General features: G+C 70.9%; 18 protein-coding genes, 3 rRNA genes and 1 other RNA gene. 18 read left to right on the top strand and 4 right to left on the bottom strand.

Annotation, left to right across the window (positions count from 1 at the left end; all coding sequences use genetic code 11):
- The first annotated feature begins 45 nt into the window (after positions 1-45).
- From FB458_RS05250 to FB458_RS05215, 8 genes are all read left to right on the top strand, one after another.
- Positions 46-888 (top strand): fumarylacetoacetate hydrolase family protein, encoded by an 843-nt coding sequence (locus tag FB458_RS05250; RefSeq protein WP_141847367.1) that lies wholly within the window; start codon positions 46-48, stop codon positions 886-888.
- Complete coding sequence (locus FB458_RS05245; RefSeq protein ID WP_141847365.1) at positions 885-1,658, top strand: SDR family NAD(P)-dependent oxidoreductase; 774 nt, start codon at positions 885-887, stop codon at positions 1,656-1,658. The genes FB458_RS05250 and FB458_RS05245 overlap by 4 nt, the downstream gene beginning before the upstream one ends.
- On the top strand, positions 1,655-1,987 hold the full coding sequence (locus tag FB458_RS05240; RefSeq protein ID WP_141847363.1) for an L-rhamnose mutarotase: 333 nt from the start codon (positions 1,655-1,657) through the stop codon (positions 1,985-1,987). Before FB458_RS05245 ends, FB458_RS05240 begins: the two co-directional genes overlap by 4 nt.
- Positions 1,984-2,871: an amidohydrolase family protein gene (locus tag FB458_RS05235; protein ID WP_141847361.1), complete on the top strand. Its 888-nt coding sequence runs from the start codon at positions 1,984-1,986 to the stop codon at positions 2,869-2,871. Before FB458_RS05240 ends, FB458_RS05235 begins: the two co-directional genes overlap by 4 nt.
- Positions 2,868-3,872 (top strand): aldo/keto reductase, encoded by a 1,005-nt coding sequence (locus FB458_RS05230; RefSeq protein ID WP_246061077.1) that lies wholly within the window; start codon positions 2,868-2,870, stop codon positions 3,870-3,872. Before FB458_RS05235 ends, FB458_RS05230 begins: the two co-directional genes overlap by 4 nt.
- Positions 3,869-5,155 carry an enolase C-terminal domain-like protein gene (locus FB458_RS05225; RefSeq protein ID WP_141847359.1) on the top strand — a complete coding sequence of 429 codons (1,287 nt, stop codon included), beginning with the start codon at positions 3,869-3,871 and terminating at the stop codon, positions 5,153-5,155. The genes FB458_RS05230 and FB458_RS05225 overlap by 4 nt, the downstream gene beginning before the upstream one ends.
- Positions 5,156-5,200: 45 nt before the next feature.
- An RNA gene (gene ffs / locus FB458_RS05220) (signal recognition particle sRNA small type) lies at positions 5,201-5,297 on the top strand.
- A gap of 87 nt (positions 5,298-5,384) precedes the next feature.
- Positions 5,385-5,780: a VOC family protein gene (locus FB458_RS05215; RefSeq protein ID WP_141847357.1), complete on the top strand. Its 396-nt coding sequence runs from the start codon at positions 5,385-5,387 to the stop codon at positions 5,778-5,780.
- Positions 5,781-5,846: 66 nt separating this feature from the next.
- On the opposite strand, the gene FB458_RS05210 is transcribed toward FB458_RS05215, so the two are convergent.
- The 3 genes from FB458_RS05210 to FB458_RS05200 are packed head-to-tail and all read right to left on the bottom strand — an operon-like array spanning position 5,847 to position 8,302.
- Positions 5,847-7,235, bottom strand: a complete 1,389-nt coding sequence (locus FB458_RS05210) for a hypothetical protein (RefSeq protein ID WP_141847355.1) — start codon at positions 7,233-7,235, stop codon at positions 5,847-5,849.
- On the bottom strand, positions 7,232-7,909 hold the full coding sequence (locus FB458_RS05205; protein ID WP_141847354.1) for an ABC transporter ATP-binding protein: 678 nt from the start codon (positions 7,907-7,909) through the stop codon (positions 7,232-7,234). Before FB458_RS05205 ends, FB458_RS05210 begins: the two co-directional genes overlap by 4 nt.
- Before the next feature lie 36 nt (positions 7,910-7,945).
- A complete protein-coding gene (locus tag FB458_RS05200) occupies positions 7,946-8,302 on the bottom strand; it encodes a nuclear transport factor 2 family protein (RefSeq protein ID WP_141847352.1) in 357 nt (118 codons plus the stop codon).
- Between the two features lie 81 nt (positions 8,303-8,383).
- Here FB458_RS05200 and FB458_RS05195 point away from each other — a divergent pair, with 81 nt between their 5' ends.
- From FB458_RS05195 to rrf, 7 genes are all read left to right on the top strand, one after another.
- Entirely contained in the window at positions 8,384-10,693 is a 2,310-nt protein-coding gene (locus FB458_RS05195) for a DNA polymerase III subunit gamma and tau (RefSeq protein WP_141847350.1), read from the top strand.
- Positions 10,694-10,820: 127 nt separating this feature from the next.
- Complete coding sequence (locus tag FB458_RS05190; RefSeq protein ID WP_141847348.1) at positions 10,821-11,258, top strand: OsmC family peroxiredoxin; 438 nt, start codon at positions 10,821-10,823, stop codon at positions 11,256-11,258.
- 126 nt (positions 11,259-11,384) lie between these two features.
- The gene (locus FB458_RS05185; protein WP_141850349.1) at positions 11,385-12,071 is read left to right on the top strand and encodes a lysophospholipid acyltransferase family protein; all 687 of its coding nucleotides are present in this window, start codon (positions 11,385-11,387) and stop codon (positions 12,069-12,071) included.
- Between the two features lie 77 nt (positions 12,072-12,148).
- The gene (gene nicT / locus FB458_RS05180) at positions 12,149-13,261 is read left to right on the top strand and encodes a Nickel transporter NicT (RefSeq protein WP_246061076.1); all 1,113 of its coding nucleotides are present in this window, start codon (positions 12,149-12,151) and stop codon (positions 13,259-13,261) included.
- Between the two features lie 438 nt (positions 13,262-13,699).
- Positions 13,700-15,224, top strand: a 16S ribosomal RNA gene (locus FB458_RS05175).
- A gap of 538 nt (positions 15,225-15,762) precedes the next feature.
- A 23S ribosomal RNA gene (locus tag FB458_RS05170) occupies positions 15,763-18,903 on the top strand.
- A 129-nt stretch (positions 18,904-19,032) separates the two neighbouring features.
- A 5S ribosomal RNA gene (rrf, locus tag FB458_RS05165) occupies positions 19,033-19,149 on the top strand.
- The 16S, 23S and 5S rRNA genes sit together here, the layout of an rRNA operon.
- 76 nt (positions 19,150-19,225) lie before the next feature.
- Here rrf and FB458_RS05160 read toward each other — a convergent pair.
- Positions 19,226-19,963 carry a hypothetical protein gene (locus FB458_RS05160; protein WP_141847346.1) on the bottom strand — a complete coding sequence of 246 codons (738 nt, stop codon included), beginning with the start codon at positions 19,961-19,963 and terminating at the stop codon, positions 19,226-19,228.
- Positions 19,964-20,030: 67 nt separating this feature from the next.
- Here FB458_RS05160 and FB458_RS05155 point away from each other — a divergent pair, with 67 nt between their 5' ends.
- The 3 genes from FB458_RS05155 (at position 20,031) to FB458_RS05145 (ending at position 22,480) form a co-directional block, all read left to right on the top strand.
- Positions 20,031-20,597, top strand: coding sequence for a type 1 glutamine amidotransferase domain-containing protein (locus tag FB458_RS05155; protein WP_141847344.1), 567 nt, complete (start codon positions 20,031-20,033; stop codon positions 20,595-20,597).
- Positions 20,598-20,681: 84 nt separating this feature from the next.
- Positions 20,682-21,512, top strand: a complete 831-nt coding sequence (locus tag FB458_RS05150; RefSeq protein ID WP_211355936.1) for an SDR family oxidoreductase — start codon at positions 20,682-20,684, stop codon at positions 21,510-21,512.
- Positions 21,509-22,480, top strand: a complete 972-nt coding sequence (locus tag FB458_RS05145) for a 3-hydroxyacyl-CoA dehydrogenase NAD-binding domain-containing protein (protein WP_141847342.1) — start codon at positions 21,509-21,511, stop codon at positions 22,478-22,480. The genes FB458_RS05150 and FB458_RS05145 overlap by 4 nt, the downstream gene beginning before the upstream one ends.
- The last annotated feature ends 12 nt before the right edge of the window (positions 22,481-22,492 follow it).

Here is a 22,492-nt window from a genome sequence, read left to right as displayed (position 1 = left end):
GTACGACCCCCGGCGACACCCCCGAGAGCACGAGGAGCACCACCCATGAAGCTGGCCCGGATCGGCGACCCCGGCGCGGAGCGCCCGGCCGCCCTGCACGACGACGGCACCTGGCGCGACCTGAGCGGCGTCGTCGGCGACGTCGACGGCGTCCTGCTCGGGGGTGGCCCCGCCGCCCTCGACGCGGTGCGCGAGGCCCTGGCCGGTGACCTGCCCGTGCTGGAGCCGGGCCGCTTCGGCCCGCCCGTGGCCGGCATCGGCAAGATCATCTGCATCGGCCTCAACTACCGCGACCACGCCGCCGAGACCGGCGCGCAGGCACCGGCCGAGCCGATCGTCTTCATGAAGGCCGCCGACACCGTCGTCGGTCCGCACGACACCGTCCTCGTCCCGCGCCGCTCGACCAAGACCGACTGGGAGGTCGAGCTCGCCGTCGTCATCGGCGCGACCGCCCGTTACCTCGAGAGCCCCGACGACGCGGCCGCGCACATCGCCGGCTACGCCACGAGCAACGACGTCTCCGAGCGCGAGTTCCAGATCGAGCGCGGCGGCCAGTGGGACAAGGGCAAGAACTGCGAGACGTTCTACCCGCTCGGCCCCTGGCTCGTCACCGCCGACGAGGTCGCCGACCCGCAGGCGCTGCGGCTGACCCTCTCGGTCAACGGCGAGAGCAAGCAGGACGGCACGACCGCCGACATGATCTTCGGCGTCCACCACCTCGTGCACTACCTCAGCCAGTTCATGGTGCTGCGCCCCGGCGACGTCATCAGCACCGGCACCCCCGCGGGCGTCGGGATGGGCCAGGGCACCTACCTCACGGAGGGCGACGTGGTCGAGCTCGAGATCGAGGGGCTCGGCGCGCAGCGCCAGGAGGTGGGGCAGGCGTGAGCACGCTCGAGTTCGACGGGCTCAGAGCCCTCGTCACCGGCGGCGCCTCCGGCATCGGCCTGGCCATCGCCCGCGCCCTGCTCGCGCGCGGCGCGCGCGTCGCCGTCCTCGACCGCGACGTGACCGCCGTCCAGGACGACGCCGACCTCGTGGCCGTGACGGCCGACGTCACCGACGACACCGCCGTCCGCGCCGCCGTCGCCGAGGCGGTCGAGCGGCTCGGCGGCCTCGACGTCCTGTGCAACAACGCCGGGGTCGGTGCGGCCGGCGGGGTCGAGGACAACGACGACGAGGAGTGGCACCGCGTCTACGACGTCAACGTCGTCGGCCCGGTCCGCGTCACCCGCGCCGCCCTCCCGGCCCTGCGGGAGTCGTCGCACGCGGCGATCGTCAACACCTGCTCGATCGCCGCCACCGCGGGACTGCCGCAGCGGGCGCTGTACGGCGCCACCAAGGGCGCCGTCCAGTCGCTCACCCTCGCCATGGCCGCCGACCTGCTCCCCGAGGGCATCCGCGTCTGCGCGGTCAACCCCGGCACCGCCGACACCCCGTGGGTGGGGCGCCTGCTCGACGCGGCGGCCGACCCGGCGGCCGAGCGCGCCGCCCTCGAAGCCCGGCAGCCGCACGGCCGGCTCGTCTCGGCCGACGAGGTGGCGCACGCCGTCTGCTACCTCGCCTCGCCGCTCGCCGGGTCGACCACCGGGACGACGCTCGCCGTCGACGGCGGCATGGACCGCCTGCGGCTGCGCCCGCCGGCCCCCCGCTCGTGACCGGCCCCCGCCGCGTCGCCCAGGTGGTGCGGCTCAAGGACGGCGCCGAGGAGGAGTACCGGCGGCTGCACGACGCCGTCTGGGAGGACGTCCTCGAGCAGATCCGGCGCAGTCACATCTCCAACTACTCGATCTTCCTGCGCGACGGCCTGCTCTTCGCCTACTTCGAGTACACCGGGGACGACCTGGCCGCCGACCTCGCCGCGATGGCGCAGGACGAGCGCACCCGCGAGTGGTGGACCCTCACCGACCCGCTCCAGGAGCCGGTGGCCACCGCCGAGCAGGGGCAGTGGTGGGCGCCCCTCGAGGAGGTGTTCCACACGCCATGACCGCCACCCCGGCCCCCGGCCGGACCCTCACGGTCGACGCGCACCATCACGTCTGGGACGTCGAGCAGCGCGAGCACGCGTGGCTCGCGGGCCTGCCCGCGATCCGGCGCACCTTCGACACGGGCGACCTGCGTCCGCTCGCCCGGGCGGCCGGCGTCGACGGCACCGTGCTCGTGCAGGTGCTCAACTCGGCGCAGGACACGCACGACTTCCTCGCCGTCGCCGCGCAGGACCCGCTCGTCCTCGGGGTCGTCGGCTGGGTCGACCTCACCGCACCCGACGTCCCCGTCCAGGTCGCGCGGCTGCGCGCGCTCCCCGGGGGCGACCGGCTCGTCGGCGTGCGGCACCTCGCCGCCGACGAGCCCGACCCTCGCTGGCTGCTGCGCGACGACGTCGTCCGCGGCCTGCGGGCGCTCGCCACCACCGGCCTCCCGTACGACGTCCTGCTGGCCCACGACCGGCTCCCGGTCGCCGTCGAGCTGGCCGCCCTCGTGCCGGAGCTGCCGCTCGTCCTCGACCACCTCGGCAAGCCCGCCATCGCGGACGGGGTCCTCGACCCGTGGCGCGCGCACGTGAGCGCCCTGGCCGCGCACGAACAGGTCCACGTCAAGCTCTCCGGGATGGTCACCGAGGCCGGCGACGGGTGGACCGTCGGGATGCTGCGCCCCTACGCCGAGCACGTCCTGGCCGCGTTCGGCGCGGACCGCGTGATGGCCGGGTCCGACTGGCCCGTCAGCCTGCTCGCGGCGTCGTACGGCGACGTCGTGGACGCGAACCGGGCGCTGGTCGCCGGGCTGTCGACCGACGAGCGGGCCGCCGTCCTCGGCGGCACCGCCACCGCGTTCTACGGTCTGACCCCCCGGCCCGAGGAGCCGGCGTCGTGACCGACCTGCTCGACGAGCGCCGCCCGGTCGGTCCCCGAGGTCTGCCGCTGCCGCGGCTGGGTCTCGGCACCGCCCCGCTCGGCAACCTCTACCGGGCCGTGGACGACGACACCGCCCGGGGCGTGCTCGACACCGCGTGGGATCTCGGCGTGCGGCACTTCGACACGGCGCCGCACTACGGGCTGGGCCTGGCCGAGCGTCGGCTCGGCGCCGCGCTCGCCGGCCGCCCGCGCGACGAGGTCGTCGTCAGCACCAAGGTCGGCCGGCTGCTGCGGCCCAACCCGCACCCGACCGGCTCGGACCTGGCCCACGTCTTCGAGGTGCCCGACGACCTCACGCGGGTGCGCGACTACTCCGCCGACGGGGTCCGCCGCTCGCTCGAGGAGAGCCTCGAGCGGATGGGCCTGGACCGGGTCGACGTCGTCTACGTCCACGACCCCGACGACCACCTCGACCAGGCGGTCGCCGAGGCCGTGCCCGCGCTCGCCGCCCTGCGCGACGAGGGGGTCGTCGGTGCCGTCGGCGCCGGGATGAACCAGGGGCCGGCGCTGGAGCGGATCGTCCGGGAGAGCGATGTCGACGTGGTCATGCTCGCCGGGCGCTGGACCCTGCTCGACCGCAGTGGGCTGCCGCTGCTGGAGACGTGCGCCGAGCGCGGCGTCGCCGTCGTGGCCGCGGCGCCCTACAACTCCGGGATCCTCGCCACCGACACCCCGCCGGCCGACGCGCACTTCGACTACGGACCGGCCGGCCCGCAGCTGGTCGCCCGCGCCCACGAGCTGGCCGCGCTGGCCGCCGCGCACGGCACCCGGCTGCCGCACGCCGCCCTGCACTTCCCCCCGCGCCACCCGTCCGTCGCCGCCGTCGTGGCCGGCGCGGCGGATCCCGACCAGGTGCGTGCCCTCGTCGAGGGCGCCCGCGCCACCGTCCCCCCGGCCTTCTGGGCCGCCGCCGACCCGACCGACCCCCGACCGACCGCACGAACCGGAGACCCCTCATGACGACGATCACGACGATGACGACCACCGACGTGCGGTTCCCCACGTCGCGCGAGCTCGACGGCTCCGACGCCATGAACCCCGACCCGGACTACTCCGCGGCGTACGTCGTCCTGCAGGCCGACGACGGCAGCCGCGGCGACGGTTTCGTCTTCACGATCGGCCGCGGCAACGAGGTCGAAGTCGCCGCCCTCGCGGCGCTGGAGGCGCACGTCGTCGGCCGGTCGCTCGACGGCCCGGACGACCTCGCGGCCCTCTCGCACTCGATGGTCGGCGACAGCCAGCTGCGCTGGCTCGGCCCCGAGAAGGGCGTCATGCACATGGCCATCGGTGCCGTCGTCAACGCGGCCTGGGACCTCGTCTCGCGCCGGGCCGGCCTGCCGCTGTGGCAGTACGTCGCCTCGCTCACCCCCGAGCAGCTCGTCGACCAGGTCGACTTCCGCTACCTCACCGACGCCCTCGACCGCGACCAGGCGCTGGAGATCCTGCGTCGCGCCGAGCCGGGCCGCGCCGAGCGCACCGCCGCGCTGCTGCGCGACGGCTACCCCGCCTACACGACCTCGCCCGGCTGGCTCGGGTACGACGACGCCAAGGTCGAGCGCCTCAGCCGTCAGGCCGTCGCCGACGGCTTCGCCCAGATCAAGCTCAAGGTCGGCGGCGACCTCGCCGACGACGTGCGCCGTCTCGGCATCGCCCGCGCCGCCGTCGGGCCGGACATCCGGGTCGCCGTCGACGCGAACCAGCGCTGGGGCGTCGACGAGGCCGTGCAGTGGATGGAGGCGCTGGCGCCGTACGACCCCTACTGGATCGAGGAGCCGACCAGCCCGGACGACGTCCTCGGCCACGCGGCCATCCGCGCCAAGGTCGCCCCGATCAAGGTGGCCACGGGCGAGCACGTGCAGAACCGGGTCGTGTTCAAGCAGCTGCTGCAGGCCGGCGCGATCGACGTCCTCCAGCTCGACGCCGCCCGCGTCGGCGGAGTCAACGAGAACCTCGCGATCCTCCTGCTGGCCGCGAGGTTCGGTGTGCCCGTCTGCCCGCACGCCGGCGGCGTCGGCCTGTGCGAGCTGGTCCAGCACCTGTCGATGGTCGACCTCGTCGCCGTCAGCGGGCAGACCCAGGACCGGGTCATCGAGTACGTCGACCACCTGCACGAGCACTTCGAGGACCCGACGGTCATCGAGCACGGCCGGTACGTCGCCCCGACCGCCCCGGGCTTCTCGGCCCGGATGAAGCAGGAGTCGCTGGACGCCTACCGCTTCCCGGACGGGTCCGCCTGGGCCTGAGCCGCACGGGTTTCCGGTCGGGCGGTCGCACCGCCTATGCTCGTCGTCGGCACCCCGCGTGGTGGTACCTCACCGAACTCCCCCAGGGCAGGAATGCAGCAAGGGTAGGCGAGCTCTTCCAGGTACGCGGGGTGTCTTCGCGTCCTCCTGCCCGTCCGGCGGGTGCGGCCGCCGACGCGGCGGTGGCAGGGTCGGTACCACCGACACCGCCGTCGATCAGGAGAACCCCATGGCCTTCCCCGGACTGGCCCACGTGGCCGTCACCGTCCGCGACCTCGAGCGCTCCGTCCCGTGGTACGCGCGCCTCTTCGGCTCCGACCCCGTCCTCGACGAGGACGAGCAGGCGGGCACCTTCCACCACACCGTCTGGCTGCTCGACGGCGGCCAGCTCTTCGGGCTGCACCAGCACGTCTCGGCGGCGGAGGGTGAGGTCGACGCGACGCGTCCCGGCCTCGACCACGTCGGCTTCGCCGTCGCCGACCGCGCGGAGCTGGACGAGTGGGCCGGCCGCCTCGACGAGCTGGGCATCGAGCACGGCGGCGTCGTCGTCGCGCCGTACGGCGCCGGCCTGTCCTTCAAGGACCCCGACGGCATCCCGCTCGAGCTCTTCGCCCCCGCCGGCTGAGAGGCATCGACCCGCGTTGCGTCCGAGAGGTCGGCGGCAGCAGCCGCCGACCTCTCGGACGCAGGCTCAGTCGCGGTGCGCGTCGGTCAGCGCGCGCACCCGGTGCCGGCCCCAGGCGACGACGAGCGCCGACCCGATCAGCAGCGCGACGGGAGCCTGCCCGCGCAGCGACGCCGAGCCGAGCATGGCCGTCGCGCCGGTGCCGACGACCGCGGCGGCGATGAGCGGGACGGCGTACGCGAGCAGCATCGTCCCCAGCCGACCGCCGGGGGAGATGAGCGAGGCGTCCCCCCCGGGCAGCGGCCGGAAGGCCGCCATCAGCTGGGCGCCGAGGACGGCGGCCCCGAGCACGAGCGCCCACGGCAGCCCGAGCGCGGAGGCGCCGCCGAGGGCGACGGTCGCGCCACCGACCACGAGCGTGACGAGCCCGTACGCTGCCCCGGGGACGACGAGGTGGGTCAGCGCCTCCGTCGACGGGTCGAGCCCGACGAGCGGCACCGTGCCGGAGTTGTCGCCCTGCAGCCGCAGCCCCTCCGCCCACTGGCCGACGCCGAGGTAGGCCAGGACGGTGCCGGCGAGGGCGACGACGCTCGGCACGCCGGGCGTCGCCGCGTGGACGACCGCGAAGGCACCCACGCCGGTGAGCGCGACGCCGGTGACCAGCGCCCCGGGGGAGCGGCGCAGCCCGAGGACGTCGCGGCGGACCATGGTCCCCCGCGGCCCGGCGGCGCGCAGGCGCCGCCCGCGGGCGCGGGTCGTGGGCGCGGCGACCTCGAGGCGCACGGCCCGCAGGTCACCGGCGAGCACCCCACCGCCGACGCCTGCCGACCGCGCGGCCTGTGCCCGCAGCGAGGCGAGCGGCAGGGAGCGCAGCGAGCGCGCGGGGCGGGCCAGGGTGCCGGACCCCGGGCGTCCGTGCCCGCGGTTGTCGCGTCCGCGCACCTGCCCCTCGAGCCAGGCCCAGGCGACCAGCAGGGCGGCGACCCCGCCGACGGCGACCGCCGGGAGCAGGACGAGGGGCCCGGTGACGGCGGCGATGGCGAGTCCGGCCCCGGCGACCAGGCCCGCGAGCAGGCCGCCGGTGAGGCAGCCGACGAGGGCCAGCCGCCACCACCGGCGCAGGACGACGGCCCGGTCGAGCGGGCTCGTCGCGACGTGGTCGAGGTAGGGCAGGTCCGGGACGGCCGGCCCCCGGACGGCGCCGGCGCGGAAGGCGAGGGCGAGCAGGGCCACGAGCGCGACGACGCCGACGACGGGACCGCGGACGCCGCCGAGGTGCTCGGCCAGCCACCGCGCGTCGAGGAAGCGGAAGAGCTGCTGCGAGGCGGGGACGCCGTACGCGCCCGCCGCGATGACCGCGACGTAGACGGCGTAGACGGCGTTCCCCTCGCCCTGGCGGTCGCCCGTGACGACCCGGCGGGCGTCGGCGAGCCGGGCCCGGTCCTCGCCGCTCACGCGGGCACCACGTCGACGACGTCGTCGGCGACGGCCTCGATGAGCTGCGGGTCGTGCGAGGCGATGACCAGCGCCGTCCCCTCCGCCTTGCGCTGCCCGAGCAGCCGGCCGAGCAGGTCGCGCTTGTGCGTGTCGAGTCGCTGCTCGGGCTCGTCGAGCAGCAGCACCCGGGCGGGCCGGACGAGGGTGAGCGCGAGGTGGAACAGCTGCTGCTGCCCGGAGGACAGCTCGTGCGGGAACCGGTCCTCGAGGTGACCGATCTCGAGCGTCGCCAGCATCGCCTCGGCGCGCTCCTGCGCCCCGTCGCCCCGACCCCAGGTGGCGTCGACGAGGACGAGGTGGTCGACGAGGGTGAGGTCGCGGTACGACGTCGGCGCCCCCAGCAGCGCCGCGATCGCCGCCCGGCACACGGGGTCGCGCTCGTCGACCGTGCGCCCCTCGAGGGTGACGGTCCCCGTGCTGGGCGCCGTGGTCCCGGCCAGCAGGCGCAGGAGGGTCGTCTTGCCCGAGCCGTTCTCGCCGCGCAGCACCGTGCAGCGGCCGGCCGCCACGGACACCGTCGTCGGGCGGACCAGGTGCGCCCCGTCGACGGACTTGCCCGCGGCGCTCGCGAGGAGCAGGGCCTCCGGAGCGGCCTTCGGACGGGCGGCGGCCTTGGCGCGGGAGCGGGGCATGGTCCGCAGTCTGCCGCGCTCCGGTGGGAGCGCCGCTCAGGACCCCGCGGGGCGGGCGGCGTCGGTCCACACCTCCACCACCTCGAGGATGCGGCCGTCGACCCCGACCCGGGCGAAGGTCGCGACGCCGTACGTCTCCCGGCCGTCGGTGACGACGCACCGGACCACGGCGCGGTCACCGGCCCGGACGTGGTCCGCGACCGTGACCCGCCAGTCGCCGGGGTAGTCGGCCTGGAAGGCGACGAAGGCGTCGGCGTCGAGGGTGCGCCCGTCGTGGACGAACTCTGCGCGGAACCCGTCGTCCAGCAGGGCCCGCAGGCCCGGCCAGTCCTGCCGGTCGAGGGCGTCGGCGTAGTGCAGCAGGGGGGCGTCGGCATCGGTCGGGAGGGTCATGGCGGGAGCGTCCCACCCGCCACCCACAGGGCCGCGGATCGCGGGGACGGGCTGTCGCCCCGCCCGGTTAGGCTCCACCGGGTGACGACCGCGCTCTACCGCCGCTACCGGCCCGAGAGCTTCGCCGAGGTCATCGGCCAGGAGCACGTGACGGGTCCGCTCATGCAGGCGCTGCGGACGGGGCGGATCAACCACGCCTACCTGTTCAGCGGCCCCCGCGGCTGCGGGAAGACGACGAGCGCGCGGATCCTCGCCCGCTGCCTCAACTGCGAGCAGGGACCGACCGCGACCCCGTGCGGCACGTGCGACTCGTGCGTGGCCCTGGCCCGCGGCGGCCCCGGCACCGTCGACGTCATCGAGATCGACGCGGCCAGCCACGGCGGTGTCGACGACGCGCGCGACCTGCGCGAGCGGGCGTCGTACGGGCCGGCCCAGAGCCGCTTCAAGATCTACATCATCGACGAGGCGCACATGGTGACGCCGCAGGGCTTCAACGCGCTGCTGAAGATCGTCGAGGAGCCCCCGGAGCACGTGAAGTTCGTCTTCGCGACGACCGAGCCCGAGAAGGTCATCGGCACCATCCGCTCGCGGACGCACCACTACCCCTTCCGGCTCGTCCCGCCGGCGCAGCTGAGCGACTACCTCCAGCACCTGTGCGACGAGGAGGGCGTGCGCGTCGCGCCCGGCGTGCTCGGCTTCGTCGTGCGCGCGGGCGGCGGCTCGGTCCGCGACTCCCTCTCCGTCCTCGACCAGCTCATCGCCGGGTCGGGTGAGGAGGGACTGACGTACGACGGCGCCGCGGCCCTGCTCGGCTTCACCGACGGCGAGCTGCTCGACGCGACGGTCGAGGCCTTCGCCGCCCGTGACGGGGCCGCCGTCTTCACCCAGGTCGACCGGGTCATCGAGTCGGGGCACGACCCCCGCCGGTTCGTCGAGGACCTGCTCGAGCGGCTGCGCGACCTCATCGTCGTCGCCGCGGTGGCCGAGGGGGCCGGTGCGGTCCTGCGCGGGCTGCCCGAGGACCAGCTGGACCGGATGCGCTCGCAGGCCGCCCGCTTCGGCGCCGCCGCGCTCACCCGCGCGGCCGACATCGTCAACACCGGCCTGACCGAGATGACCGGCGCGACCGCGCCGCGACTGCAGCTCGAGCTCATCTGCGCGCGCATCCTCCTGCCCGCCGCCTCCGGCGAGCAGGGGTACGGCGCCCGCCTCGACCGGCTCGAGCGCCGGCTCGACCTCGGCGGCGCGCCCTCGTCGGCGACCGCCGCCCCCGCCTCCGGTCTGCCCTCGGCGCCGCCGGAGCCGCGCCGCACCCCCGCCCCGGCGCCGCCGGACCCGTCCCGGGACGAGCACCGGGACGAGCACCGGGACGAGGCCCCGCCCCCGGAGCGCGCGCAGCCGGTGCGGCCCGAGCCCGAGCGGCGGGAGCCCGAGCGGCGGGAGCCGGAGCGGCGGGAGCCCGAGCGCGGTCCGGACCCGGTCACGGCGCCGACCGCGGCCGCGTCGCCCCGCGAGACGGGGGTGCAGGTCGAGGCCGCCCCGTCCGCGCCACCGGCCGGCGGCCTCGACGTCGCCGCGATCCGCCGGGTCTGGCCGGACGTCCTCGCCCGCATCTTCCGGATGAGCCGGGTCACGTGGACCTTCGTGTCGCAGAACGCCCAGGTGCAGGACTACGACGGCCGACGCCTCGTCCTCGGGATCACGACCCAGGGCCTGGCCAACACCTTCCGCTCGGGCAAGCACCCCGAGGTCGTCCGGCAGGCCCTCATCGACGAGATCGGTCTCGACGTCCCCGTCGAGGGCATCCCCTCGACCGACGTCCCGCCCTCGTCGCCCCCGCCGGACGACGAGCCCGGGCGTCCGGGGGGCGGCCCGGGTGCCGGTCCCGCGGGCGGGGGCCCGACGGCGTCCCCCGGCTCGTCGGCGTCGTCGGCGTCGTCGGCGTCGTCGGTGCCGTCCGCCTCGTCGGGGTCGTCCGCCTCGTCGGGCCCGGCGTCGCCCGCGCCCGCGAGCGCGGACTGGGGGCAGGCGTCGACCGGGCCGGCGCCGGACTGGGCGTCGGGCGCGCCGTCGGGCACCACGGCCGCGACCCCACCCGCGCGCCCGCACCGGGAGCCGGAGGTCGCGGCGCCGCCGATGGTCCCCGCGGCGGACCACGCCGCCCGGGCCGCCGGGGTGCGCGAGGAGCTGGCCCGCGCCCGCCAGACCGCGGCCGACCGGCAGGAGCGCGCCGCCGGCGAGACCGCCGTCGACGACGCGCCGTACGTCCCCGCGGCCGACGACGAGGCGAGCCCGGACGACGAGGACTTCGCCCCCTCCGGGGCGGTCGGCCGGGAGGTCGTCGAGCGGGTCCTCGGCGGCAAGGTGCTGGGGGAGTTCGAGGACCACTGACCCGCGGTCACGGCCGCGGGGAGCAGCGTTGCCGACCCCGTACGGCGCCGGTAGGTTTACCTTGAGCGCGAGGTAAGGCGTATCCGCCCGGTGCGCCCCCGTGCCATCGACCGAGAAGGAGCACCGCATGCCCACCCGCACCGCCCGCACCGCCTGGACCGGCACCCTGCAGGAGGGGACCGGCGTCGTCGAGCTCGTCAGCTCCGACCAGGGCCGCTTCGACGTCTCCTTCCCGAAGCGCGCGGCGGAGGACGCCGACGGCACGACGAGCCCGGAGGAGCTCATCGCGGCGGCTCACTCGTCCTGCTTCGCGATGCAGCTGTCCGCCCTCATCGCCGAGGCCGGCGGCACCCCGCAGAGCCTCGACGTGTCCGCGGACGTCTCGCTCGGCCCGGACAAGGCCGGCGGCTTCCGCCTCACCGGCATCGCGCTGACGGTCCGCGGCCAGGTCGACGGCCTGGACGCCGACGGCTTCGCCAAGGCCGCCGACGCCGCCAAGGCGTCCTGCCCCGTGAGCAAGGCCCTCACCGGGGTCGACATCACCCTGGACGCGCAGCTCGCCTGAACGGTCGGTCCCGCCAGGGACCGTCCCGAACGCCCCGGTGTCCCGCCCATCAGCGAGGCACCGGGGCGTCCTCGTCCCGGACGGCGCCCGACCCCTCCGGCTCCCCGGCACTAGGGTCGGGCCGTGATGTACCGCGCGGGACACCTGCTGCTGCGGCCGCTGACCCAGCTGCTGTGGCGGCCCACGGTGGTCGGTGCCGAGCACGTGCCGATGAGCGGTGGGGTCATCCTCGCGAGCAACCACTTCAGCTTCATCGACTCCTTCGTCATCCCGCTCACCGCCCCGCGCAAGGTGCGCTTCCTCGCGAAGGACGCCTACTGGCAGGGGCGGGGGCCGCTGGCGCTCGCCCGGCGCGGGTTCATGGACGCGATGGGGGCCATCCCCGTGGACCGCCAGTCCTCCCGCGCCGCCCAGGACTCCCTCGACGCCGCCCTCGAGGTGCTGCGTGCCGGGGACGCGTTCGGCATCTACCCGGAGGGCACGCGCTCGCGCGACGGACGGCTCTACCGGGGCCGCACCGGGGTGGCGTGGCTGGCACTCACCGCGGGTGTCCCCGTGGTGCCGGTCTCGCTGTCGGGCACCGCGCAGGTGATGCCCATCGGGGCGACCCGGCCGCGGGTCGCGCCCGTGACGGTGCGCTTCGGTCCGCCGATCGACGTGGCCCGCCGGTGGGCCGGCGTCCCGCAGGGACGGGCCCGTCGGGAGGTCACCGACGAGGTGATGGACGCCATCGCCGCCCTGTCCGGCCAGGAGCGCGCGGCCGCGTACAACGACCTGCCGGCGGACGCGCACGGGCCGGCCATCGGGACCTGAGGGCCGGGGGAGCCCGACCTCCGGGCCCTTGTTGCGATTCGGTTGCAACAAGGGGTGGTGGAACCTAGAGTCGGCTCGTGACGACCACCGCCTCGCGCGCCGTCCCCACCCACCCCCGCCCCGGCCCGCGGTTCGACCGCGACCAGCGGCGGAGCCTGTGGGGGATGGGGCTGTTCATCCTGCTGCTGCACGTCGTCGGGTGGGGCGTCTTCCTCGGCCTCGTCGTCCCCGCGCAGTACCGGGTGGGGGCCCAGGTCATCGGCGTCGGGCTGGGGATCACCGCCTACACGCTCGGGATGCGCCACGCGTTCGACGCCGACCACATCGCGGCCATCGACAACACCACGCGCAAGCTCATGGGCGAGGGGCAGCGGCCCATGAGCGTCGGGTTCTGGTTCAGCCTCGGCCACAGCTCGGTCGTCTTCGTCATGGTCGCCCTGCTCTCCGCCGGGGTCCGCGCGCTGGCCGGCGCGCTCGAGGACGACCAGTCGACGCTGCAGCAGGTCACCGGGCTGTGGGGTACGACGATGTCCGGGGTCTTCCTCGTCCTCATCGGCCTGGTCAACCTGGCTGCCCTCGTCGGCATCCTCAGGGTGTTCCGCCGGATGCGGCACGGCGAGCTCGACGAGGCGGAGCTCGAGCGCCAGCTCGACAACCGCGGCTTCCTCAACCGGATCCTCGGGCGCGTGACCAAGGCCGTACGACGCCCCTGGCACATGTACCCCGTCGGCTTCCTCTTCGGCCTCGGCTTCGACACGGTGACCGAGGTGGGCCTGTTCGTCATCGCCGGCGGCGCGGTCGCGTCGGGACTGCCCTGGTACGCGATCGTCGTGCTGCCGATCCTCTTCGCCGCGGGGATGTCGCTCCTGGACGCCCTCGACGGCGCCTTCATGACGGCGGCGTACGGGTGGGCCTTCGCCCGCCCGGTGCGCAAGATCTACTACAACATCACCGTGACCGCGCTGTCGGTCGCCGTGGCGCTCGGGATCGGGGTCATCGAGCTGCTGGGGCTGCTGTCCGAGAAGCTGGGTATCGCCACCGGACCGCTGGCCTGGCTGGGCGGGCTCGACCTCGAGCTGGTGGGCTACGGGATCGTCGGGCTGTTCGTGGTGACGTGGGCCGCGGCGGTGGCGGTGTGGAAGCTGGGCCGGGTGGAGGAGCGCTGGTCGGCACCGCTGGCCGCGGACTGAGCAGCGGCCGCCGCACCCCGCTCTGGGGGTGGTTCGAGGGGCCCGAAAATCCTGGTACTGTTCTCTACGCGCCGCAAGGCCACCGGGCGAAACCGGCCGCTCAGAAGAGCGGGACACGGATTTGACCGAGGATGGCCGCGGCAGGTAGGTTTAGAGGGTTGCCCCGGCAGCCTCGCCCGCAGGGTGGGGTAGTGGTGAGCGTCCGATTCTTGAGAACTCAACAGCGTGTCAGTAATCGATGCCAAGTTTTACCTCGTCTCGGTGCTGTCGTATGTCGGTCATGTGGGCTGGCGTGGATGGTGTCGGGGGAGATTCCTTTGGTTGACAACGATCGATCTAGTTTTTGAGAGCTAGTCGTTTGTGTTCAGCTAGTGATTTAGCCCTTCGGGGTTGAGTTTTCCTCGCCGGCCCTTTGGGGGTTGGTGGGGGCGAAAAACATCAACGGAGAGTTTGATCCTGGCTCAGGACGAACGCTGGCGGCGTGCTTAACACATGCAAGTCGAACGGTGACCTCGAGAGCTTGCTCTTGGGTGATCAGTGGCGAACGGGTGAGTAACACGTGAGTAACCTGCCCCAGACTCTGGGATAACTTCGGGAAACCGGAGCTAATACCGGATATGACACGGAGATGCATGTCTACCGTGTGGAAAGTTTTTCGGTCTGGGATGGGCTCGCGGCCTATCAGCTTGTTGGTGAGGTAATGGCTCACCAAGGCGACGACGGGTAGCCGGCCTGAGAGGGCGACCGGCCACACTGGGACTGAGACACGGCCCAGACTCCTACGGGAGGCAGCAGTGGGGAATATTGCACAATGGGCGAAAGCCTGATGCAGCGACGCCGCGTGAGGGATGACGGCCTTTGGGTTGTAAACCTCTTTCAGCAGGGAAGAAGCGCAAGTGACGGTACCTGCAGAAGAAGCACCGGCTAACTACGTGCCAGCAGCCGCGGTAATACGTAGGGTGCGAGCGTTGTCCGGAATTATTGGGCGTAAAGAGCTTGTAGGCGGTCTGTCGCGTCTGCTGTGAAAATCCGGGGCTCAACCCCGGACTTGCAGTGGGTACGGGCAGACTAGAGTGTGGTAGGGGAGACTGGAATTCCTGGTGTAGCGGTGAAATGCGCAGATATCAGGAGGAACACCGATGGCGAAGGCAGGTCTCTGGGCCATAACTGACGCTGAGAAGCGAAAGCATGGGGAGCGAACAGGATTAGATACCCTGGTAGTCCATGCCGTAAACGTTGGGAACTAGGTGTGGGTCTCATTCCACGAGATCCGTGCCGCAGCTAACGCATTAAGTTCCCCGCCTGGGGAGTACGGCCGCAAGGCTAAAACTCAAAGGAATTGACGGGGGCCCGCACAAGCGGCGGAGCATGCGGATTAATTCGATGCAACGCGAAGAACCTTACCAAGGCTTGACATACACCGGAAACATCCAGAGATGGGTGCCCCGCAAGGTCGGTGTACAGGTGGTGCATGGTTGTCGTCAGCTCGTGTCGTGAGATGTTGGGTTAAGTCCCGCAACGAGCGCAACCCTCGTTCTATGTTGCCAGCGGATAATGCCGGGGACTCATAGGAGACTGCCGGGGTCAACTCGGAGGAAGGTGGGGATGACGTCAAATCATCATGCCCCTTATGTCTTGGGCTTCACGCATGCTACAATGGCCGGTACAAAGGGCTGCGATACCGTAAGGTGGAGCGAATCCCAAAAAACCGGTCTCAGTTCGGATTGGGGTCTGCAACTCGACCCCATGAAGTCGGAGTCGCTAGTAATCGCAGATCAGCAACGCTGCGGTGAATACGTTCCCGGGCCTTGTACACACCGCCCGTCAAGTCACGAAAGTCGGTAACACCCGAAGCCGGTGGCCCAACCTCTTGAGGGGGGAGCCGTCGAAGGTGGGACTGGCGATTGGGACTAAGTCGTAACAAGGTAGCCGTACCGGAAGGTGCGGCTGGATCACCTCCTTTCTAAGGAGCACTCACGAGCCCGCCGGCCGGATGGGTCGGGGGCTGGTGCAGAGCCTGGTCTGTGGGCGCACGTCCCACAGCAGGTGCTCACGGGTGGAACATCGATTACGGCGCCTTCTCGGGTGCCGGTGAGCCAGTACAAGCTGACAGCGGTCCTGCCTTCGGGTGGGGCTGCTGGAGGCAGTGGACCGCAGCCGGCGTCGGGGGAGGGGCCATGACACGCTGTTGGGTCCTGAAGGATCGGGCCGTCATGGGGAGCTGGTGTCGCCGTCCGGCGGTGGTGGCTCCTCCATGATGATCGGATGCCTTCTGGTAGTGCTTGTGGGCCTGCTCCTGCACGTGTACCGCCGACGCTGTTCGCAGCGTTCGGGTCTGGCCGTGCGGGTGGAGCAGGGACCGCCCGTATGTTGAGAACTCCACAGTGGACGCGAGCATCTCGCACACAACCATGCTGTTACCGGTCTTCGGGTCGGTTGCCGGTCTTCGGGTCGGTGGGTGTGGTGTGTGCGTCCAAGAGAATCTCTGTGTGATTTTGTGTTGTTAAGTTGATAAGGGCACACGGTGGATGCCTTGGCACCAGGAACCGAAGAAGGACGTAGGAATCTGCGATATGCCTCGGGGAGTCGATAACCAGACTGTGATCCGAGGATGTCCGAATGGGGAAACCCGGCTGGAGGCAAGTCCAGTCACCCGCGCCTGAATATATAGGGCGTGTGGAGGGAACGTGGGGAAGTGAAACATCTCAGTACCCACAGGAAGAGAAAGCAACCGCGATTCCGTGAGTAGTGGCGAGCGAAAGCGGAAGAGGCTAAACCCGATCTGTGTGATAGCTGTCAGGCGTTGCAGATGGGGGGTCGTGGGACCTGCTGGCCGGGACTGACATCTCGGCGGGGAGTAAGAAATTCGCGTCATAGTCGAAGGGCATTGAAAGGCCCGGCATAGAGGGTGCTACCCCCGTAGACGAAATGGCGTGGACTCCTTGGGCAGTGTTCCCAAGTAGCACGGGGCCCGAGAAATCCCGTGTGAATCTGGCGGGACCACCCGCTAAGCCTAAATATTCCCTGGTGACCGATAGCGGACAAGTACCGTGAGGGAAAGGTGAAAAGTACCCCGGGAGGGGAGTGAAATAGATCCTGAAACCGTGTGCCTACAATCCGTCGGAGCCTTCTTCACCGTCTAGGTGTTGTGGGGTGACGGCGTGCCTTTTGAAGAATGAGCCTGCGAGTTAGTGCTCAGTGGCGAGGTTAACCCGTGTGGGGAAGCCGTAGCGAAAGCGAGTCCGAACAGGGCGTCATAGTCGCTGGGTCTAGACCCGAAGCGGAGTGATCTACCCATGGCCAGGTTGAAGCGCAGGTAAGACTGCGTGGAGGACCGAACCCACTTAGGTTGAAAACTGAGGGGATGAGCTGTGGGTAGGGGTGAAAGGCCAATCAAACTCCGTGATAGCTGGTTCTCCCCGAAATGCATTTAGGTGCAGCGTCACGTGTTTCTTGCCGGAGGTAGAGCTACTGGATAGCCGATGGGCCTCACCAGGTTACTGACGTTAGCCAAACTCCGAATGCCGGTAAGTGAGAGCGTGGCAGTGAGACTGCGGGGGATAAGCTCCGTAGTCGAGAGGGAAACAGCCCAGACCACCAGCTAAGGTCCCTAAGCGTGTGCTAAGTGGGAAAGGATGTGGAGTTGCCGTGACAACCAGGAGGTTGGCTTAGAAGCAGCCACCCTTGAAAGAGTGCGTAATAGCTCACTGGTCAAGTGATTCCGCGCCGACAATGTAGCGGGGCTCAAGCACACCACCGAAGCTGTGGCATTGACACTATGCCCGGCCGTGGCACCTGCGGGTCCATGGTCCAAGCGTGTTGATGGGTAGGGGAGCGTCGTGTGGCCAGGGAAGCGGCGGAGTGATCCAGCCGTGGAGGCCACACGAGTGAGAATGCAGGCATGAGTAGCGAAAGACGGGCGAGAAACCCGTCCGCCGAATAACCAAGGGTTCCAGGGTCAAGCTAATCTGCCCTGGGTAAGTCGGGACCTAAGGCGAGGCCGACAGGCGTAGTCGATGGACATCCGGTTGATATTCCGGAACCGGCGAAGAACCGCCCCTACAGAACCCCGTGATGCTCAGCGCCTGAAACCAGGATGCGTCTTCGGACAACTCCTGGCGGAGCGCGCGACCCGAGCGGGTAGTACGTAAGCGATGGGGAGACGCAGGAAGGTAGCCTCCGCGTGGCGATGGTTGTCCACGTCCAAGGGTGTAGGGCGCGGTGTAGGCAAATCCGCACCGCTGTCTTCGATGACGAGCCTGAGACCTGATAGTGACCGCGTATGCGGGAAGAGGGTGATCCTATGCTGCCGAGAAAATCCTCTAGCGAGGTTCGAGCCGCCCGTACCCCAAACCGACTCAGGTGGTTAGGTAGAGAATACCAAGGCGATCGAGTGAATCGTGGTTAAGGAATTCGGCAAAATACCCCCGTAACTTCGGGAGAAGGGGGGCCCTGATCGTGACGGAACGTGCTTCCTGAGCGTGATCGGCCGCAGAGACCAGGGAGAAGCGACTGTTTACTAAAAACACAGGTCCGTGCGAAGTCGCAAGACGATGTATACGGACTGACGCCTGCCCGGTGCTGGAACGTTAAGGGGACCGGTTAGCCTCACGGCGACGCTGAGAACTTAAGCGCCAGTAAACGGCGGTGGTAACTATAACCATCCTAAGGTAGCGAAATTCCTTGTCGGGTAAGTTCCGACCTGCACGAATGGCGTAACGACTTCTCCACTGTCTCAACCGCGAACTCGGCGAAATTGCACTACGAGTAAAGATGCTCGTTACGCGCAGCAGGACGGAAAGACCCCGGGACCTTTACTACAGCTTGGTATTGGTGTTCGGTACGGCTTGTGTAGGATAGGTGGGAGACTGTGAAGCCGGCACGCCAGTGTCGGTGGAGTCAACGTTGAAATACCACTCTGGTCGTTCTGGATATCTAACCTCGGTCCGTGATCCGGATCAGGGACAGTGCCTGGTGGGTAGTTTAACTGGGGCGGTTGCCTCCTAAAAGGTAACGGAGGCGCCCAAAGGTTCCCTCATCCTGGTTGGCAATCAGGTGTTGAGTGTAAGTGCACAAGGGAGCTTGACTGTGAGACAGACATGTCGAGCAGGGACGAAAGTCGGGACTAGTGATCCGGCGGTGGCTTGTGGAAGCGCCGTCGCTCAACGGATAAAAGGTACCCCGGGGATAACAGGCTGATCTTGCCCAAGAGTCCATATCGACGGCATGGTTTGGCACCTCGATGTCGGCTCGTCGCATCCTGGGGCTGGAGTAGGTCCCAAGGGTTGGGCTGTTCGCCCATTAAAGCGGTACGCGAGCTGGGTTTAGAACGTCGTGAGACAGTTCGGTCCCTATCCGCTGCGCGCGTCGGAAACTTGAGAAAGGCTGTCCCTAGTACGAGAGGACCGGGATGGACGAACCTCTGGTGTGTCAGTTGTCCTGCCAAGGGCACCGCTGATTAGCTACGTTCGGAAGTGATAACCGCTGAAAGCATCTAAGCGGGAAGCACGTTTCAAGATGAGGTTTCCATGGAACGAGAGTTCCGAGAGGCTCCCAGCTAGACTACTGGGTTGATAGGCCGGATGTGGAAGTGCAGTAATGCATGAAGCTGACCGGTACTAATAAGCCGACGACTTAACACCACCACACATCTCCTTGATCACCGTCAAGGTGTGGCTGCCCGCGTCCACTGTCGAGTTCCCGAGATACGGTCGGGACACCCCCACGCCCAGACCGGCGTGCCGCGGGTGCCTGCGATATCTCCATAGAGTTACGGCTGTCATAGCGAAGGGGAAACGCCCGGTCCCATTCCGAACCCGGAAGCTAAGCCCTTCAGCGCCGATGGTACTGCACTGGTGACGGTGTGGGAGAGTAGGACGCAGCCGGACAACCATTCACGAAAGGCCCCTTTCCCTCCTCGCGGAGGGAAGGGGCCTTTCGCATGCCCGGGGACGGCCCGGGTCGTCACCCGACCAGCTCGGCCAGGGCGGCGAACTCGTCCGGGGTGAGCCGGCGGGTGGGCCGACCGGTGGCGGCGTCGTACTCGTCGAGCAGGGCCGCGAGCTCGCGCACCCGCAACCGCGCGTGCGAGGCCGTGTCCCCGCAGTCGGCGCGGCACTCACCGGACGCGGCGACCGCGTGGGCGGCGGCGAGCGCGGCGAGCGGCCACGCCTCGAGCCCGACGGCGTCGGTGTCACCGCTCAGGGCGACGAGGGACATCCGCACGGTGCGCCGGTGCACCCGGTCGTGCCGGCCGAGCCCCTCGGCGCCGAGGAGCGATCCGGCCAGGGGCCGGACGAAGGCCAGTGCCTCCTCCCGACCCTCCTCGTGCCCGTCGGCCAGGGCCCTCTCGGCGCGCTCGAGCAGCGGGGTGACCCGCGGCCGGGAGGAGGGCTCGAGGAGCAGCGTGGCCGACCGGGCCTGCCGCAGCCGCAGCCTCGCCGTCACCGCCGGTGACGGGTCGGTCGTCCCGAAGAGGCGGCCGACCAGCGGCACGAGCAGCGGGCGGTCCCGGTCGTCGAGCTCGTCGTTGACGGTGCGTGCCTCGTGGGCCAGCAGCGGGTGGGTGCAGTCGGGCCGGTCGCTCCAGTCCTCGCCCCCGAGCAGGGAGACGTACTCCATGACGCAGGCCTGACCGTCACCCGGGTCGTGCGCCCCGGCGGCGAGGGACGGGAGACCGGACGGGACGGGGGAGGTGCTCATGCCCCCATCCTCGCCCCCGCTGTCAAGGCGGGTTTCGTGACGCCGTACCGAGGGCAGTCCTCCAGGCATGACGGATCTGAGTGGTAAGCGAGTCGCGTTCGTGGTCAACAACTCCGGGGTCGAGGAGCCGGAGCTCACCAAGCCGTGGGAGGGGCTGAAGGGGATGGGGGCCGAGACGGTCCTCGCGGCGCCCGAGACGGGCACCGTCCAGGCGTTCACCAACGACGTCGAGAAGGCCGGGACGTACGAGGCGACCGCCACCGTCTCGAGCCTCAAGGCGGAGGACTTCGACGCCCTCGTCATCCCCGGCGGGACGACGAACGCCGACAGCCTGCGCCTGGACGACGACGCCGTGCGCTTCGTCAAGGACATGGTCGCCGCCGGCAAGCCGGTCGCCGCCATCTGCCACGGCCCGTGGCTGCTCGTCGAGGCCGACGTGCTCGGGGGCAAGACGCTGACGTCGTACCCGACGCTGAAGACCGACATCCGCAACGCCGGCGGCACCTGGGTCGACGAGCAGGCCAAGACGTGCCCGGCCAACGGGTGGCTGCTCGTGACGAGCCGCAACCCCGACGACCTGGACGCGTTCACCGCCGCGGCCGGCGAGGCGTTCGCGCAGGGCAGCGCCTCCTGACGCGAGGCTCCAGCTCCATGAGCGGCGGCGCCGTCCGTGAGACGACGCTGCCGCTCGCCGCGTCAAACGTCATACGATTCGCCGGTGACGCAATCATCATATGAATCCGCGCCCACGACGGCCGCGGCTCCCGACCTCGCCGCGCTGTTGCGACCGCGCCCCGGTCTGCGGGTACTCGTGACCGGCGGCACCTCGGGCATCGGCCGCGCGGTCACCGAGGTGCTCGAGGCGTTCGACGCCCGGGTGCACGTGTGCGGGACCGACCGGGACCGTCTGGCCGGCTTCCTCACCGCCCGCCCCGGCCGCACCGGCACCGCGTGCGACGTCTCCTCCGCCGAGCAGGTGGGCCACCTGGTGGCGGAGGCCGAGGCAGCGCTCGGCGGCCTCGACGTGCTGGTCAACAACGCCGGGATCGCCGGCCCCACCGCCCGGCTCGAGGACGTCGACCCCGTCGAGTGGACGCGGACCCTCGAGATCGACCTCACCGGGGCCTTCCTCTGCGCGCAGCGCACCGCCCCGCTGCTCAAGGCCAGCCGCGGGGCCGTCGTCAACATCTCGTCGGTCGCCGGCCGGCTCGGTTACGCGCTCCGATCGCCCTACAACGCGGCGAAGTTCGGCCTGCGCGGTCTGACCGAGTCGATGGCCCGCGAGCTCGGCCCGGACGGGGTGCGGGTCAACGAGGTGCTGCCGGGGTTCGTCGACAGCGACCGGCTCAACCGCACGACGGCCGCTCGGGCCGAGGCCATGGGGCGTCCGTTCGCGGAGGTCGAGCAGGGTCTGCTGGCCAAGACCTCGCTCCGCACGAAGGTCTCCGAGCAGGAGGTGGCGCTGCTCGTGGCCTACCTCCTCTCCCCGGCGGCCGCGACGATCAGCGGCCAGTCGCTGTCCATCTGCGGCAACGTGGAGTACCTGTGAGCGCCGCCACCCGGCCCCCCGTCGTCGTCGTGGGCGCCGGCCTCGTCGGTCGCGGCTGGGCCGTGGTCTTCGCCCGCGCCGGGCACGAGGTCCGCCTCGTCGACACGGACCCCGCCGTCCTCACGCGGGTCCCGGCCGAGCTGGCCGTCATGTGGGCGCAGGTCGAGGACCGGCCCCTGCCCGAGACCGTCACCACGACGACCGACCTCGCCGCGGCGGTGGCCGACGCGGTGCACGTGCAGGAGTGCGTCCTCGAGGACCCCGCGCTGAAGGCGCGGGTGCTCGGCGCGGTCGACGCCGCCGCCCCCGCGGGCGCCGTCATCGCCTCGTCCACGTCGGCGCTCGTCCCGTCGTCCTTCACGGCCGAGCTGCCCGGGCGGCACCGCGTCCTCGTGGCGCACCCGTTCAACCCGCCCCATCTGCACACGGCCGTCGAGCTCGTCCCGGCCCCCTGGACGGACCCGGCCGCCGTCACCGCCACCCGCGCACTGCTCGAGCAGGCGGGCATGGACCCCATCGAGCTGACCCACGAGGTCGACGGGTTCGTCGCCAACCGGCTCCAGTCGGCCCTCATCCACGAGGCGTTCCGCCTGCTGGCGGAGGGTGTCGTCGGCCCCGGCGACCTCGACCGCGCCGTCCGCGGCGCCCTGGCCCCGCGCTGGCTGACCCTCGGCGTCGTCGGCACGATCGACCTCAACGCGCCCGGTGGCCTGGCCGACTACGTGCAGCGCTACGAGGCGATGTACCAGCGGCTCGCCGAGCGGCAGTCCGACACCGTCGACTGGCGGGCGGCGCTCGACGCGGGGCTGCTCGAGCGCGTCGAGGCGCAGCTGCCCCGCGCCGACCTCGAGGCGCGTCGTGCCTGGCGCGACGCCGGCCTCGCGGCGCTGGCCCGGTTCCGGGAGGAGGACGCCCGGCGTCGTCCCTGGCCGCCGACGGACGACGGGGAGGCGCTGTCCACGTCGTGACCCACGACACAT

This window comes from Lapillicoccus jejuensis, from assembly GCF_006715055.1.
Classification (GTDB): Bacteria; Actinomycetota; Actinomycetes; order Actinomycetales; family Dermatophilaceae; genus Lapillicoccus; species Lapillicoccus jejuensis.
This window is presented reverse-complemented; position numbering and strand designations above follow the sequence as displayed.

Excerpts from the sequence above, each read along its gene's own strand:
- FB458_RS05250 (WP_141847367.1), top strand. The coding sequence starts at position 46 with ATGAAGCTGGCCCGGATCGGCGACCCCGGCGCGGAGCGCCCGGCCGCC.
- FB458_RS05235 (WP_141847361.1), top strand. The coding sequence starts at position 1,984 with ATGACCGCCACCCCGGCCCCCGGCCGGACCCTCACGGTCGACGCGCAC.
- FB458_RS05225 (WP_141847359.1), top strand. The coding sequence starts at position 3,869 with ATGACGACGATCACGACGATGACGACCACCGACGTGCGGTTCCCCACG.
- FB458_RS05215 (WP_141847357.1), top strand. The coding sequence starts at position 5,385 with ATGGCCTTCCCCGGACTGGCCCACGTGGCCGTCACCGTCCGCGACCTC.
- FB458_RS05205 (WP_141847354.1), bottom strand. The coding sequence starts at position 7,909 with ATGCCCCGCTCCCGCGCCAAGGCCGCCGCCCGTCCGAAGGCCGCTCCG.
- FB458_RS05200 (WP_141847352.1), bottom strand. The coding sequence starts at position 8,302 with ATGACCCTCCCGACCGATGCCGACGCCCCCCTGCTGCACTACGCCGAC.
- FB458_RS05190 (WP_141847348.1), top strand. The coding sequence starts at position 10,821 with ATGCCCACCCGCACCGCCCGCACCGCCTGGACCGGCACCCTGCAGGAG.
- FB458_RS05185 (WP_141850349.1), top strand. The coding sequence starts at position 11,385 with ATGTACCGCGCGGGACACCTGCTGCTGCGGCCGCTGACCCAGCTGCTG.
- FB458_RS05160 (WP_141847346.1), bottom strand. The coding sequence starts at position 19,963 with ATGAGCACCTCCCCCGTCCCGTCCGGTCTCCCGTCCCTCGCCGCCGGG.
- FB458_RS05155 (WP_141847344.1), top strand. The coding sequence starts at position 20,031 with ATGACGGATCTGAGTGGTAAGCGAGTCGCGTTCGTGGTCAACAACTCC.